This is a genomic window from Agrococcus sp. GW821-FHT14H11, from assembly GCF_058803545.1.
The window spans coordinates 24,015-37,941 of the sequence record NZ_JBXAPA010000007.1 but is presented as its reverse complement, the minus strand read 5'-3'; the positions used below and the strand labels follow the sequence as shown (position 1 = coordinate 37,941).

General features: G+C 73.6%; 12 protein-coding genes and 1 tRNA gene. 7 read left to right on the top strand and 6 right to left on the bottom strand.

The window, feature by feature from the left end; translation table 11 throughout:
• Window positions 1-49: 49 nt before the first annotated feature.
• The gene (locus tag AC1RNL_RS09105; RefSeq protein ID WP_492935035.1) at window positions 50-1,528 is read right to left on the bottom strand and encodes a zinc-dependent metalloprotease; all 1,479 of its coding nucleotides are present in this window, start codon (window positions 1,526-1,528) and stop codon (window positions 50-52) included.
• Between the two features lie 20 nt (window positions 1,529-1,548).
• Here AC1RNL_RS09105 and AC1RNL_RS09100 point away from each other — a divergent pair, with 20 nt between their 5' ends.
• From AC1RNL_RS09100 to AC1RNL_RS09085, 4 genes are all read left to right on the top strand, one after another.
• A complete protein-coding gene (locus AC1RNL_RS09100; protein ID WP_128188422.1) occupies window positions 1,549-2,685 on the top strand; it encodes a YlbL family protein in 1,137 nt (378 codons plus the stop codon).
• 121 nt (window positions 2,686-2,806) lie between these two features.
• Window positions 2,807-5,707, top strand: coding sequence for a UPF0182 family membrane protein (locus AC1RNL_RS09095; RefSeq protein WP_492935034.1), 2,901 nt, complete (start codon window positions 2,807-2,809; stop codon window positions 5,705-5,707).
• Window positions 5,708-5,753: 46 nt separating this feature from the next.
• Window positions 5,754-5,827 (top strand) — tRNA-Met (locus tag AC1RNL_RS09090).
• 78 nt (window positions 5,828-5,905) lie between these two features.
• Window positions 5,906-6,673, top strand: coding sequence for a class I SAM-dependent methyltransferase (locus tag AC1RNL_RS09085; RefSeq protein WP_492935033.1), 768 nt, complete (start codon window positions 5,906-5,908; stop codon window positions 6,671-6,673).
• 5 nt (window positions 6,674-6,678) lie between these two features.
• On the opposite strand, the gene AC1RNL_RS09080 is transcribed toward AC1RNL_RS09085, so the two are convergent.
• On the bottom strand, window positions 6,679-7,392 hold the full coding sequence (locus tag AC1RNL_RS09080) for an AIM24 family protein (protein ID WP_128188424.1): 714 nt from the start codon (window positions 7,390-7,392) through the stop codon (window positions 6,679-6,681).
• Window positions 7,389-7,694: a thiamine-binding protein gene (locus AC1RNL_RS09075; protein ID WP_128188425.1), complete on the bottom strand. Its 306-nt coding sequence runs from the start codon at window positions 7,692-7,694 to the stop codon at window positions 7,389-7,391. The genes AC1RNL_RS09080 and AC1RNL_RS09075 overlap by 4 nt, the downstream gene beginning before the upstream one ends.
• A 73-nt stretch (window positions 7,695-7,767) precedes the next feature.
• Here AC1RNL_RS09075 and AC1RNL_RS09070 point away from each other — a divergent pair, with 73 nt between their 5' ends.
• The gene (locus AC1RNL_RS09070) at window positions 7,768-8,577 is read left to right on the top strand and encodes a carbon-nitrogen hydrolase family protein (RefSeq protein WP_492935032.1); all 810 of its coding nucleotides are present in this window, start codon (window positions 7,768-7,770) and stop codon (window positions 8,575-8,577) included.
• A 4-nt stretch (window positions 8,578-8,581) separates the two neighbouring features.
• Here AC1RNL_RS09070 and AC1RNL_RS09065 read toward each other — a convergent pair whose 3' ends face one another.
• Window positions 8,582-9,790: an aminotransferase class I/II-fold pyridoxal phosphate-dependent enzyme gene (locus tag AC1RNL_RS09065; RefSeq protein WP_492935031.1), complete on the bottom strand. Its 1,209-nt coding sequence runs from the start codon at window positions 9,788-9,790 to the stop codon at window positions 8,582-8,584.
• Between the two features lie 92 nt (window positions 9,791-9,882).
• On the opposite strand from AC1RNL_RS09065, the gene AC1RNL_RS09060 reads away from it, so the two are divergent.
• Entirely contained in the window at window positions 9,883-11,259 is a 1,377-nt protein-coding gene (locus AC1RNL_RS09060) for a S1C family serine protease (protein WP_400529757.1), read from the top strand.
• On the opposite strand, the gene AC1RNL_RS09055 is transcribed toward AC1RNL_RS09060, so the two are convergent.
• Complete coding sequence (locus tag AC1RNL_RS09055; RefSeq protein WP_246991685.1) at window positions 11,256-12,203, bottom strand: hypothetical protein; 948 nt, start codon at window positions 12,201-12,203, stop codon at window positions 11,256-11,258. The two genes, AC1RNL_RS09060 and AC1RNL_RS09055, sit on opposite strands and share 4 nt — an antisense overlap.
• Before the next feature lie 98 nt (window positions 12,204-12,301).
• On the opposite strand from AC1RNL_RS09055, the gene AC1RNL_RS09050 reads away from it, so the two are divergent.
• Window positions 12,302-12,595: a DUF3039 domain-containing protein gene (locus AC1RNL_RS09050; protein ID WP_146356735.1), complete on the top strand. Its 294-nt coding sequence runs from the start codon at window positions 12,302-12,304 to the stop codon at window positions 12,593-12,595.
• A 33-nt stretch (window positions 12,596-12,628) separates the two neighbouring features.
• Here the strand turns inward: AC1RNL_RS09050 and AC1RNL_RS09045 are convergent, their stop codons facing one another.
• A complete protein-coding gene (locus tag AC1RNL_RS09045; RefSeq protein ID WP_435869492.1) occupies window positions 12,629-13,918 on the bottom strand; it encodes a nicotinate phosphoribosyltransferase in 1,290 nt (429 codons plus the stop codon).
• Window positions 13,919-13,927 lie beyond the last annotated feature (9 nt).

Below are 13,927 nucleotides of genomic sequence, written 5' to 3'. Positions count from 1 at the left end.
CAGCCGCGATCGCGTCGGCGGCTCTCCACAGGCGCGGCGGCGCCCCGGCTCAGGCCCGGGTCGGCCCGCCGTCCGCGTCGTCGTCGGGCTCGGGCTCGTCGGCGCTGGCCTCGTCGGCAGCTGGCTCGTCGACGCTGGCCTCGTCGGCGCCGGCCTCCTCGGCAGCGGGCCCTTCGCCGTCGGCCGGCTCGGACCCCGCCGCCGGCTCCGCCGCGCCGCGCTCGGCGTCGTCGAGCAGCTCCTGCAGCGCGAGGTCCATCTCGTCGAGCTCGCCCGCGCCCTGCAGGCGGGCGATCACGCGCGAGGGGTCGTCGATGTCGGCCGAGCCGGCCATGAGGTCGGGCTGGTCCCAGAGCGAGTCGCGCACCTGCGGGCCCACCGCATCCGTCACCGCGCGCCAGAACGCCGCGGCCTCGCGCAGCCTGCGCGGGCGGATCTCGAGGCCGACGAGCGTGCCGAACGCCTTCTCGGCCGGGCCGCCCGAGGCGCGGCGGCGCCGCACGGTCTCGGCGATCGCGTCGCGCCGCGGCAGCCGCTGCGTCGCCGACTCCGTGACGGCGTCGACCCAGCCCTCGATGAGCGCGATCGTCGTCTCGAGCCGCGCGAGCGTCTCGACCTGCTCGTCGGTCTTCGGCGGGATGAGCGCGCCGCTCTGCAGCGCCTGCCGCAGCTCCTCGGGGTTGGTGGGGTCGAAGGTCTCGGCGAGCTCCTCGAGGCGGTCGACGTCGATGCGGATGCCCTCGGCGTACTCGCGCACGGAGGAGAGCACGTGCAGCCGCAGCCAGCGCGCGTGGTGGAACAGGCGCGCGTGGGCGAGCTCGCGCACCGCCATCCAGATGCGCACCTGGTCCTCGGGGATCTCGAGCCCCTCCGCGGCGGTGCGCAGGTTCACCGGGAGCAGCGCGCCGTGCCCCTCGAGCAGCGGGAAGCCGAAGTCGCCGCCCGCGACGGTCTCGCGCGCGAGCTGGCCCACGACCGTGCCCAGCTGCATCGCGAACATCGTGCCGCCCACGTTGCGCAGGATGCGCTCGGCGCCCGCGAGCATCTCCTGCGCCTCCTCCGGCGCGTGCTCCTGCATGGCGCGCGTGAGGGCGCTCGCGATGCTGTTGGCGACCGGCTCGCTCATCTCCTGCCAGACGGGCATCGTGGCGTCGACCCACTGCTGGCGCGAGAGCAGCTGCAGCTCGGTCGCGGCCACGCCGATGTCGGTCGTCTCGCCGAGCCACAGGGCGGCGAGGTCGGCGGCCTGGCGCACGGCGTCGCGCTCGGCGCTCGTGACGGAGCCGGGGTCGCGCTGCACGGCGGCGGACGCCTGCCGCGTGGCGGCCGACCAGTCGATGCCGTCCTCCGTGCGCGAGAGCGCCGCCTGCAGCTGCGCCATGAGCGCCTGCAGCTGCGCGGGGTCGGCGGGCATGCCCGCCGCGCCCGCGAGGCGGGTGGGGTCGATGGGCCCCTCGCCCGAGAGGAAGCGCTGCAGCATCTCTCGCAGCTCGTCCTCAGGGCGGCGGTCGTCGGAGTCCTCAGGCATGCGACTACGCTAGCCCCGTCATGTCTGAACCCGCCGGGATCGCGCCCCTGACGCCCTCCGCCGTCCGCGAACAGCACGCGCGTCCGCGCTTCCCCGACATCCGCCCGAGGCGCCTGCGGCGCATCGGCTGGGTCGGCCTCGCGGCCGCCGGCGCCGCCTCGCTCGCGCTCGCGTTCGTGCCGTCGCCCTACGTGGTCGAGGTGCCGGGGCCGACGTTCGACACCCTGGGCGAGACGGATGCGGGACCGCTCATCTCCATCGAGGGCGTCGAGACCTACCCCACGGAGGGCGAGCTGCGGCTGCTCACCGTCTCGCTCTTCGGCAACCCCGAGCGGCCGCTGACGTGGGTCGACGTCGCCGAGGCGTACCTCGACCCCTCCGACTCGATCATCCCGATGGACGCGGCGTTCCCGCCCGACGTGTCGGTGCAGGACTCGAACGAGGCCGGCCGCATCGAGATGCAGAACTCGCAGGCAGCCGCGATCGCGGCCGCGCTGCTGCACGAGGGCTACCCGGTCGACAGCGACGTGCGCGTCGCGGGCGTCATCGACGGCTCGCCCGCCGAGGGCGTCCTGCGCGAGGACGACCGCATCCTGCGGGTCAACGGCGACACCGCCTACGACGTGTGGTCGATCCGCGAGTCGATCGCCGCCGTGGACGGCGCGACGTCGTTCGAGATCGAGCGCGACGGCGAGCCGCTGACGGTCGAGGTGACGCCGCTCGTGGAGGGCGACCAGCGGCTCGTGGGCATCTACCCGGCCAACGAGTTCGAGTTCCCCTTCGAGGTCGACATCCAGCTGCCCAACGTGGGCGGGCCGAGCGCCGGCATGATGTTCGCGCTCGGCATCGTCGACGAGCTGACGCCGGGCGCGCTCACCGCGGGCACGCAGTGGGCGGGCACGGGCACCATCTCGGCGCTCGGCGACGTGGGCGGCATCGGCGGCATCGTGCAGAAGATGCACGGCGCGGTCGACGCGGGCGCGACGCACTTCCTGGCGCCGGCGGACAACTGCGGCGAGGTCGTCGGGCACGTGCCGGAGGGGCTCACCGTGTACGCCGTCGAGACGCTCGACGACGCGATCGCCGCCGTCGAGGCGGTGGCGATGAACGCCGACACCTCGGGGCTGCCGGTCTGCGGAGCCGCACCGGCCTCATAGGCTCGGCGGATACGATGGGCGGCACCGCCCGCACCACAGCTTGGAGCTCCACGACGTGTCCGCCAACGCCGAACGACCGACCGCCTCGACGACGGGCAGGAGGGGCCCTTCGCCGCTCCTGGTGACGGTGCTGATCGTGGGTGCCATCATCGGCGCCTTCGTGATGTTCTCGGGCTTCTACGCCGACATCCTCTGGTTCGACCAGCTCGGCTTCATCCAGGTGCTCCAGACGCGCTGGCTGTCGATGCTCGTGATGTTCCTCATCGGCTTCGTCGCGATGGCCGTGCCGGTCGCCCTCAGCGTGCAGATCGCCTACCGCTCGCGCCCCGTCTACGCGCAGCTCAACTCGCAGCTCGACCGCTACCAGGAGCTCGTCGAGCCGCTGCGGAAGGTCGGCATGTGGACGGCGCCGGTCGCGCTGGGCCTCTTCTCGGGGCTCGCGTCGGCCTCGCAGTGGGAGACGGCGCAGCTGTGGCTCAACAGGAAGCCCTTCGGCGAGGTCGACCCGCAGTTCGGCCTCGACATCGGCTTCTACGTCTTCGAGCTGCCCTTCTACCAGCAGGTGCTCGGCTTCGCGCTCGCGGTGCTGTTCATCTCGGCCGTCGCCTCGCTCGCCACGGCCTACCTCTACGGCGCCATCCGCGTCACGGGCCGCGAGGTGCGCGTCTCCCGGTCGGCGCGCATCCAGCTCGCCGTCATCGGCGCGCTCTACATGCTCGCGCTCGGCGCTTCGATCTGGCTCGGCCAGTACGCGGCGCTCGCGCAGACCTCGCAGGGCTTCCTCGCCACCGGCGCGGGCTACACCGAGGTCAACGCCACCATCCCCGGCGCGCAGATCCTCGCCGGCATCGCCGCGCTCGTCGGCGTCTTCTTCATCGTCACCGCCGTGATCGGCCGCTGGCGCATCGCCGTCGTCGGCACGGCCCTGCTCATCGCCGCGTCGCTCGTCGTCGGCGTCGCCTACCCGGCGATCGTGCAGCGCTTCCAGGTCGACCCGAGCGCGCGCACGCTCGAGGCCGAGTACATCCAGCGCAACATCGACGCGACCCGTGCAGCGTGGGACGTCGACGACATGGTCGAGACCGACTCCGACGCGCGCACCGACGCCGAGCCCGGCGCGCTCCGCGCCGACGCCGAGACGACGGCGAACATCCGCATCATCGACCCCGCGCTCGTCTCCGACGCCTTCGCCAACCTGCAGGAGTACCGCCAGTACTACGGCTTCGCCGAGCAGCTCGACGTCGACCGCTACGAGATCGACGGCGAGATCCAGGACACCGTGATCGCGCTGCGCGAGCTCGACCTCTCGGGGCTCGACGAGGACAGCTGGTACAACCGCCACATCGTCTACACGCACGGCTACGGCGCCGTCGCGGCGTACGGCAACCAGCGCGGCCAGGAGGGCCAGCCCGTCTTCCTGCAGGGCGGCATCCCGACCGACGGCGCGCTCGGCGAGTTCGAGCCGCGCGTGTACTTCGGCGAGTCGACCCCCGACTACTCGATCGTCGGCGGCCCCGAGGGCTCGCCCGACCTCGAGCTCGACTACCCGCGCTCGACCGAGGAGGGCAGCGGCAACGCGACGACGACCTTCTCGGGCGACGGCGGCCCGCGGCTCGACAGCGTCATCAACCGGCTCGCGTACGCGCTGAAGTTCCAGTCCGAGCAGATCATCCTCTCCGACGCCGTCACCTCCGAGTCGCAGATCCTCTACGACCGCCACCCCCGCGACCGCGTCGCGGCCGTCGCGCCGTACCTGACGCTCGACTCCGACACCTACCCGGCGGTCGTCGACGAGCGGCTCGTGTGGATCGTCGACGGCATGACGACCTCGTCGAGCTACCCGTACTCGTCGCACCGGTCGTTCTCGCAGACGATCGCCGACACCACGAACGCGAACCCGTCGCTCGTGCCCGGCGACATCATCAACTACATGCGCAACTCGGTGAAGGCCGTGGTGGATGCGTACGACGGCTCGGTCACGCTGTACGCGTGGGACACCGAGGACCCGGTGCTGCAGGCGTGGCAGCAGATCTACCCCGGCACGATCCGGCCGATCAGCGAGATGTCGGGCGACCTCATGAGCCACGTGCGCTACCCGGCCGACATGTTCAAGCTGCAGCGCAACATCCTCGGCGACTACCACGTGACGAACCCGGCGACGTTCTTCTCGGGCGACGACCAGTGGTCGACGCCCGCCGACCCGACGTGGTCGAACTCGCAGGTGCCCGCGCCGCCGCAGCCGCCCTACTACCTGACGATGTCGGTCGACGGGCAGGATCCGGCGTTCACGCTCTACTCGACGTTCATCCCGCGCGACGGCCGCGAGATCCTCTACGGCTACCTCTCCGTGAACGCCGATGCTGGCTCGACGGATGGGGAGGTCTCCGAGGACTACGGCAGGCTCACGCTCCAGATGCTCCCCAAGGACAGATCGATCCCGGGGCCCGGCCAGGTGCAGAACACCTTCGACACCGACGACGAGGTCTCGCGGGAGCTCAACCTGCTGCGGCAGGGCGCGTCCGACGTGCTGAACGGCAACCTGCTGACGCTGCCGGTCGGTGGAGGCCTGCTCTACGTGCAGCCGGTCTACCTGCAGTCGACGGGTGCCACCTCGTACCCGGTGCTGCGGAAGATCCTGGTGGCGTTCGGCGACGACATCGCCTTCGAGGACACCCTCGACGAGGCGCTCGACTCGCTCTTCGGCGGCGACTCGGGCGCCGAGGCGGGCGACTCCGACGTCGACCCGACGGCGCCGGGGGAGGAGCCGGCCGAGCCGGGCGAGGAGCCCTCGACCGACCTGCAGGCGCAGCTCGACGCGGTGCTGCAGGAGGCCGGCGCGGCGCTCCAGGAGCGCCAGGCGGCCTACGCCGAGAACGACCTCGTCGCGGCCGCGGAGGCCGACCAGCGACTCACGGCGGCGTTGCAGCAGGCCGTCGAGCTCTCGGCGCAGATCGAGGGCGAGCCGCTGCCGGAGGAGTCCGCTCCCGCCGAGCCGGCGCCCACGGAGTCGCCCGCGCCGTAGCCGAGTTGCCGAGCGGCGACATCCCTGGTAACGTCTCTTCTCGTGCCGCGGGGTGGAGCAGCTCGGTAGCTCGCCGGGCTCATAACCCGGAGGTCGCAGGTTCAAATCCTGTCCCCGCAACGAAGTCCGCGAACTGCGGCACGAGAAGAGGCGCCCGAGAGGGCGCCTCTTCTGCATGTCCGGGCGTAGCCTCAGCGCATGGGGTTCGCGGTCTCGGCCGAGTCGTACGACCGGTTCATGGGCAGGTTCTCGGAGCCGCTCGCCGCGGCGTTCGCGGATCTCGCCGCGGTGCCCGCCGACGCTCCCCGCCGCACGCGCGTGCTCGACGTCGGCTGCGGACCGGGCGCGCTCACGGCGGAGCTGCTGCGCCGCGGCGCCGACGTCGCGGCCATCGACCCGTCGCCGCCGTTCGTGGCCGCGGCGCGCGCACGGCACCCGGGCGTCGAGGTGCTCGAGGCGGCGGCCGAGGCGCTGCCCTTCGCGGACGGCGCGTTCGACGCGGCGCTCGCGCAGCTCGTCGTGCACTTCATGCGCGACCCGGTGCAGGGCGTGCGGGAGATGGTGCGCGTGACGCGTCCCGGCGGCACCGTCGCGTGCTGCGTGTGGGATCACGCGGCGGGGCCGCTCGGCGTCTTCTGGGAGGCGGTGGCGTCGCTCCACGTGGCAGCGGGGCCGCCGCCCTCGGAGGCGGCGCAGCCCGGATCGCGCGAGGGCGACCTCGCGCGCATCCTCGCCGACGCCGACATCGCACGCCCGCGCGAGGTGCCGATCGCCGTCACCGTGGCGTTCGCCTCGTTCGACGACTGGTGGGCGCCGTTCGAGCTGGGCGTGGGCCCCGCGGGCGACCACGTCGCGGGCCTCGACCCCGCGGCGCGGCAGCGCCTCGCGGCGCGCTGCCGAGCCCTGCTGCCGGCAGCGCCCTTCGAGGTGCGCGCCGTGGCGTGGGCGGCCGTCGGCAGGTGTTGAGCGCGCTACTCGAACAGGCCGCCGATGCCGCCGCCCCCGCCGCCGCCGTTCGAGCCCGACGGCTGCTGCCGGCCCTCGCTCGGCTGCACGACGACGAAGCCCGGGCCGTGGAAGGCCAGCTGGAAGGCCTCGCCCGTGCCGCCGCGCAGCATCGAGCGCATGTTCATGCTGCTCACGACGCTCGGGCTGAGGTTCGACGACCAGCAGACCGCCGCGTTCGGGTCGACGAACGTGGGCTGGCGCGAGCAGTCGAGCAGCAGCGGCTGCCCCTCGCACGAGACGCCCACGGTGCCGTGCCCGCCGAGCTCGAGGTTGAAGAGCCCGCCGGCCATGATGTTGCCGCTGCGGAGCATCTTGATGTCCCACTGCAGGTTCGGGTCGAAGGCGAGCAGGTTCTTGCCGCTCACCGACAGCCCCTCGTTCTCGAGCAGCACCGTGAACACGTTCGCCGCATCCCTGGCGAGGAACACCTCGCCCTGGCCGCGCATCCGCATGAGCGGGGCGCCCTCGCCGGTGACCAGCTTCTTCAGCATGCGCGCGGCGCCCGCGCCCTCGTGCTGGAACTCGATCTGGCCCTGGTAGGCGACCATCGCGCCCTTCGCGGCGAGCACGTCGCCGCCGTTCGACACGTTGACCCGCAGCATCTTGCTCGACTGCTTGACCCACCGATCGGTCGACTGGGCCTCCTGGTTCGCCTCGGCGAACAGCTCACTCCTCATGCGTCCCCCTCCAGGGCGTGCTCGAGCCTGACGACCTTGCCGTCGAGCTCTCCGGTCCATCCCGGTCGGATGTCGGCCTTCAGGACGAGGGATGCGCGCGGGCTCACGGCGAGGACGGCGTCGGTGGCGCGCCGCACGACGTCGAACACCTCGTCCCACTCGCCCTCGAGCGTCGTGAACATCGCGTCGGTGCGGTTCGGCAGCCCGCTCTCGCGGACGACGCGCACGGCCGCGGCGACCGCGTCATGCACGGAGCCGTCGGGGCCCGCGGTGGCCGGGGCGATGGAGAATGCGACGAGCATCCTGCTCCCTTCGTCCCCGCGATCCTCGCATCCCGGCCCTGAGCGCGCCACCGCGCCTGCGTAGGCTGGGGGCGTGAGCGACCCGAGAGCATCCGAGCCGCCGCTGCTGGCCGCCGCCGTGCAGTGGGCGCCGACCGAGGACGTCGAGGCCAACCGCGCGGCGGCCGCGGCGTGGATCGACCGCGCGGCCGAGCGCGGGGCGCGGCTCATCGTGCTGCCCGAGTACTCGCAGCACTGCTCCGCCGACCTCGCCGCCACCGCTCCCGCCGCCGCCGAGCCGCTCGAGGGGCCCTTCACCGCGATGCTGCGCGAGCGCGCGGCGGCGCACGGCGCGCTCGTGATCGCCGGCATGCTCGAGCGGATCGAGGGCGGCGTCGCGAACACGGTCGTCGCGGTCGACGCCGACGGCATCCGGGAGGCGTACCGCAAGGTGCACCTCTACGACGCGTTCGGCACCCGCGAGTCCGACTGGCTCACGGCCGGCGACGTCGCGCAGGCGCCCGTCGTCGAGGCGCTCGGCACGCGCATCGGCATCGAGACCTGCTACGACCTGCGCTTCCCGGAGGCGACGCGCAGGCTCGTGGATGCGGGGGCCGACGTGATCGTCGTGCCCGCGGAGTGGGTGCGCGGGCCGCAGAAGGAGCGCCACTGGACGACGCTCGTGACGGCGCGCGCGATCGAGTCGACCGTGCACGTCGTCGCCGCCGACCAGGCCCCGCCGCTCGGCGTCGGCTGCTCGGCGATCGTCGACCCGATGGGCGTCGCGCTCGCCGCGCTCGGCGACGGCGAGGGCATCGCCGTCGCGCCGATCGACCCGGCCGTGACGGCGGCGACCCGCGCGCGGAACCCGTCGCTCGCGAACCGGCGCTACCGCGTCGCCTGAGGGCTCAGCGCGCGGGCTCGAGCACCGCGTCCTTCAGGTCCGCGAGCTGCGATGCCGCCCGGTGGAGCGTGTCGTCCGACTTGCAGAAGGCGAAGCGCATCGTCGAGCGCAGGTCGCGCCGCGACGGGCGCGCGAGCGCCGACAGCGGCACGCCGACCACGCCGACGAGCTCGGGCATCCGCCGCGCGAGCGCCGCGGCGTCGTCGATGCCGAGCGGTGCGGCGTCGGCGAGCAGGAAGTAGCCCGCCATCGCGTCGTGCACGGCGAAGCCGGCCTTCCGGAGGCCGCGCGCGAGGATGTCGCGCTTGCGCGCGAAGGTCTGCACGATCGTGTCGTAGTGCTCGTCGGCGAGGCGGAGGCCCACCGCGACGGCCGGCTGCAGCGGCGACGCGTTGACGAACGTCAGGTACTGCTTCACCGCGCCGATCTGCGCGATGCGCTCGGGCGTCGACATGATCCAGCCGACCTTCCAGCCCGTGATCGAGAAGGTCTTGCCCGCCGACGAGATCGAGACGAGGCGCTCGCGCGCGGCCTCGAATGCCGCCACGGGCACGTGCCGCTCGTCGTACACGAGGTGCTCGTAGACCTCGTCGGTGACGATGATCGCGTCGCGTCGCTCGGCGACCCGCACGATGTGCCGCATCGCCTCCTCGCTGAACACCGCGCCCGTCGGGTTGTGGGGCGAGTTGACGATGATCATGCGGGTGCGCGGGCTCGTCGCGCGCTGCAGGCGGTCGGGGTCGGGCTGGAAGTCGGGCGCGGCGAGCGGGACCGGCACGAGCACGGCGCCGGCGAGCGCCGCCACCGCCGCGTAGGCGTCGTAGTACGGCTCGAAGACGATCACCTCGTCGCCGGGGGAGAGGTACGCGAGCATCGTCGCGGCGAGCGCCTCGGTCGCGCCCGCGGTGACGAGCACGTCGCCGCGGCCGAGCCCGATGCCGTAGAAGCGCCGCTGGTGCTCGATGATCGCGTCGATGAGCTCGGGCGCCCCGCGGCCGGGACCGTACTGGTTGCGGCCGTGGTCGATCGCGTGCTTCGCGGCGTCGAGCACGGCGCGCGGGCCGTCCTCGTCGGGGAAGCCCTGGCCGAGGTTCAGCGCCCCGGTCCTGGTCGCGAGCGCCGTCATCTCGGCGAAGATCGTGGGGGCCAGCCGGCCGTCCGCCCCGAGCAGGCCCGCGCCCGCCGCCGTCCGCTTCCAGGGTGCCTGCTCCATGCTCCGACGCTACCCGTTCCGGCATCCCTTCCGGTGGATCGACATCGGGACCGCATGGGAATCGCATGGACTCCGGTGCGATGCTCGAAGCCATGAGCAACCCGCACGACCGCGTCCCGAACCCCATGGGACCGCAGCCCGCGCAGCCGCCCCAGGGCGACTGGCGCTGGCAGCACCCGACCGCATCCGTCCCCGCCGGCGCCCCCGTCGGCACCCCGGCCGCTGCCGCGCCGCAGGCCGACCGGCCCGACCCCTGGGCCGCGACCCGGCCGTTCCAGCCGGTCCCGCAGGCGCAGCCGCACCCGGCGCCGGCCGCTCCGCGCCGGCGCACCGGCCTCGTCGTCACCTCGGTCGTCGCGGCGGCGCTGCTCGGCGGCGCGGCCGGCTTCGGCGGCGGCGCGCTCGCCGGCACGCTGCAGCCGCAGGCGCAGTCGCAGTCGGCGACGCAGGACGCCGGCACGACGGGCGAGACGGTCGCCGACCCGCAGACGATCGCCGACGTCGCGGCCGCCGCGGGCCCCTCCGTCGTCACCGTGCAGGCGTCGTCCCAAGCGGGCTCGGGCGAGGGCTCGGGCGTGGCCGTCGCGGCCGGCGGCTACATCGTGACCAACAACCACGTCGTGACGCTCGACGGCCAGGCGGCCGACGCATCCATCACCGTCGAGACGAGCGACGGCCGGCTGCTCGCCGCCGAGATCGTCGGCACCGACCCCGTCGTCGACCTCGCCGTGATCAAGGTCGACGCCGACCTGCCGGTCGTGACCTTCGCCTCGAGCGACGACGTGCGCGTCGGCGACACGGCGATCGCGATCGGCGCGCCGCTCGGCCTGTCGAACTCGGTCACCGACGGCATCGTCTCCGCCGTCGACCGCGGCCTGCGCATCGCCGGCAGCGCGGCCCCCGAGGGCGACGAGCAGCAGTCCGAGCAGTCGCCGTTCGGGTTCTGGCAGGAGAACGGCGCGCAGGCCGCGCAGGAGGCCATCTCGATCCCCGTGGTGCAGACGGATGCGTCGATCAACCCGGGCAACTCGGGCGGCGCGCTGCTGAACGCCTCCGGGCAGCTCGTCGGCGTCAACGTCGCGATCGCCAGCATGGGCCAGGGCGAGTCGGCCGGCTCGATCGGCATCGGCTTCGCGATCGAGTCGAGCCTCGTGCAGCGCGTCGTCGAGGAGCTCATCGGCTCGGGCGAGGCGACGCACGGCCTGCTCGGGGCGACCGTCAGCGACGTGACCGACGCCTCCGTCGGCACGGTCGGCGCGCAGATCCGTGAGCTGTCGGAGGGCGGCGCCGCCGAGGCGGCCGGGCTGCAGCCGGGCGACGTGATCACCGCCGTCGACGGCGCCCCGGTGACGAACGCGATCGACGCGACCGCGCAGGTGCGCGCCCATGCCGCCGGCGCGACCGTGACGATCGCCTACCAGCGCGACGGCCAGGAGGCCGAGGCCGAGGTGACGCTGGGCGGGCTCTAGCCCGCGCGGCTCTCGTCCGACGGCGCGTCGCCGGGTGCATCCTGCATCTGCGACGCGCCGTCGCCGCGTCGCAGCTCGGTGACGTCGCCGCCGACCTCCTCGTCCGGGCCGAGGCCCGGCTCGTGCTGCGGCTCCTGCGCACGCCGCTCGCGCAGCCGGCGCAGGCCCCCGGCGAGGCCCTCGCGCTCGATGTCGCGCGCCTCGCGGATGCGCTGGCCGAGGTTGGGCCGCACCTCCTTGATGACGGGGGTCAGGTTGGCGTCGAACGAGACCGGCGCGGGCCCGAAGGCCTCCTTCGCGGCCTTCACGATCTGCCGGCCGAGGATGTTGTTGCCGACGCCGCCCACCACCGCGCCGATGCCGAACGGCATCGCGCGGCCGAGCATCGACGCGCCGGTGTTGCGCGCCATGCGCCGCAAGAAGGCGCGGCGCAGGAAGTCGACGACCTGCCCCATCGAGCCGCTCGGCAGGCGCGAGGTGATGAGCTCGCCCCAGAACGCGTTGCCGGCCGCGCCGCGGCCGAGGGCGCGCTCGGTCGCCCGCTTCACGAGCGCCGTGCCGCCGTTGCCGAGCATGATGCCCATCACGAGCGCCTTCGCGCGCTCCTCGTCCTCGACGACGATGCCGTGCACCTCGGCGACCGCCTGCGCGTAGAAGGCGCTCGCCTCGAGGAAGCCGATCGTCTCGGCCATCGTGAGCCCGAGCGAGGCGACCGTGCCGATGCCCGGCGCGACCGCGCTCGCGCCGACCGCGGCGCCGCCGGTGGAGACGGCGGCGAGGTACTGCCGCTCGAGCCGGCCGAGCATCTCGGCGGGGGTCATCTGCGGGTTGCGGCGACGCAGCGCTCGCAGGTGGTTGACGACGAGCGGCCGCTGCACGCCCAGGATGCCCTCGAGCGTCCTGACCATCCAGCCCAGGTCCTCGTCGCGGTCGATCTCTCGCATGGCGTCCCCCTGCCGGTCGGTGCCGAGCCGTGCCCGGCGTACCCCAGAAGCATGGCCCAGGAGAGCCGGGAACGGGCTGAGCGTGGGATCATGGACCCATGACTGACACGTTCGGACCGGACAGCCCTGGCCCCGGCAGCGTCGGCTCCGGCGGGAGCACCGACGTGCTCGACCGCGAGCTCGAGAAGCTCCTCAACGAGGAGTCGGTGGAGGACGGCGACCACGATCGCTTCTCCCACTACGTCAAGAAGGAGAAGATCCTGCAGTCGGCGCTCTCGGGCAAGCCGGTGCGGGCGCTCTGCGGCAAGAAGTGGACGCCGGGCCGCGACCCGGAGAAGTTCCCGATCTGCCCGAGCTGCAAGGAGATCTACGAGCGCCTGCGCGAGGAGTAGCCGCGCGCCGGACGCCTCAGCGGAACACGGGCCTCAGCGGAACACCGTCGGGATGGCGGGCTCGCCGCGGGCGAGGCGGTGCGCCTCGACCGGCAGCTCCTCGACCGACGCGGCGTGGCGCTCGCGCGCCAGCTCGACGCCCCCGTGGCCGAGCCAGCGGTCGTCGATCTCCCCGCCCGCCACGAGCGGCACCTGCAGCGCGCGGCCGCCGGCGGCCGCCGGGTCGAGCGTCGCGCGGTGGTCGGTGACGAGCACCGCCTCCTCGACGGCGACGCCGCCCTCGAGGCGGCGCACGGCCACCTTCTCGCCCGGGTGCGACGCCTTGTCCTCGCTCCGCTTGCCGACGCCCACCCAGGCGCCGTCGTCGCCCTGGCGCGCGACGAGCTTGTAGACCATGCCGGCGGCGGGCGCGCCCGAGCCGGTGACGACGCTCGTGCCCACGCCGTACGCATCCACCGGGCTCGCCTGCAGGCCCGCGATCGCGTACTCGTCGAGGTCGCTCGTGACGGTGATGCGCGTGCCGGTCGCGCCGAGCGAGTCGAGCAGCGCGCGGGCATCGGCGGCCACCTCGGCGAGGTCGCCCGAGTCGAGGCGGATGCCGCCGAGGCCGGTGCCGGCGACCTCGATCGCCGTGCGGATGCCCTGCTCGATGTCGTACGTGTCGACGAGCAGCGTCGTGCCGACGCCGAGCACGTCGATCTGCGCCTGGAAGGCCTCGGCCTCGGAGTCGTGCAGCAGCGTGAAGGAGTGCGCCGCCGTGCCCATGGTGGGGATGCCCCAGCGGGCGCCCGCGGCGAGGTTGCTGGTGGCGTCGAAGCCGGCGATGTACGCGGCGCGGGCGGCCGCCACGGCCGACTCCTCGCTCGCGCGGCGCGAGCCCATCTCGGCGACCGGCCGCCCCTTCGCGGCGCGCGTCATGCGCGTCGCGGCGTTCGCCACGGCCGAGTCGTAGTTGAGCACCGAGAGCGCCACGGTCTCGAGCACGACCGCCTCGGCGAAGGTGCCCTCGACCACCAGGATCGGGGAGCCGGGGAAGTAGAGCTCGCCCTCCGCGTAGCCGCGGATGTCGCCCGAGAAGCGGTAGTCGGCGAGCCAGTCGAGCAGCTCCGCCGAGACGATGCGGTGGTCGCGGAGGAAGCGCAGCTCCGCGTCGCCGAAGCGGAACTCCGCGACCCGGTCGAGGAAGCGGCCGGTGCCGGCGACCACGCCGTAGCGGCGGGCGCCCGGCAGGCGGCGGGCGAAGGCCTCGAAGACGGAGGGCCGGAACGCGGTGCCGGAGCGCATCGCGGCATCGATCATCGTCAGCTCGTAGCGGTCGGTCATGAGCGCGGT

Coding starts and splice junctions, on each gene's coding strand:
- AC1RNL_RS09105 (WP_492935035.1), bottom strand. CDS start 1,528: ATGCCTGAGGACTCCGACGACCGCCGCCCTGAGGACGAGCTGCGAGAG.
- AC1RNL_RS09100 (WP_128188422.1), top strand. CDS start 1,549: ATGTCTGAACCCGCCGGGATCGCGCCCCTGACGCCCTCCGCCGTCCGC.
- AC1RNL_RS09085 (WP_492935033.1), top strand. CDS start 5,906: ATGGGGTTCGCGGTCTCGGCCGAGTCGTACGACCGGTTCATGGGCAGG.
- AC1RNL_RS09080 (WP_128188424.1), bottom strand. CDS start 7,392: ATGAGGAGTGAGCTGTTCGCCGAGGCGAACCAGGAGGCCCAGTCGACC.
- AC1RNL_RS09075 (WP_128188425.1), bottom strand. CDS start 7,694: ATGCTCGTCGCATTCTCCATCGCCCCGGCCACCGCGGGCCCCGACGGC.
- AC1RNL_RS09065 (WP_492935031.1), bottom strand. CDS start 9,790: ATGGAGCAGGCACCCTGGAAGCGGACGGCGGCGGGCGCGGGCCTGCTC.
- AC1RNL_RS09060 (WP_400529757.1), top strand. CDS start 9,883: ATGAGCAACCCGCACGACCGCGTCCCGAACCCCATGGGACCGCAGCCC.
- AC1RNL_RS09055 (WP_246991685.1), bottom strand. CDS start 12,203: ATGCGAGAGATCGACCGCGACGAGGACCTGGGCTGGATGGTCAGGACG.
- AC1RNL_RS09050 (WP_146356735.1), top strand. CDS start 12,302: ATGACTGACACGTTCGGACCGGACAGCCCTGGCCCCGGCAGCGTCGGC.
- AC1RNL_RS09045 (WP_435869492.1), bottom strand. CDS start 13,918: ATGACCGACCGCTACGAGCTGACGATGATCGATGCCGCGATGCGCTCC.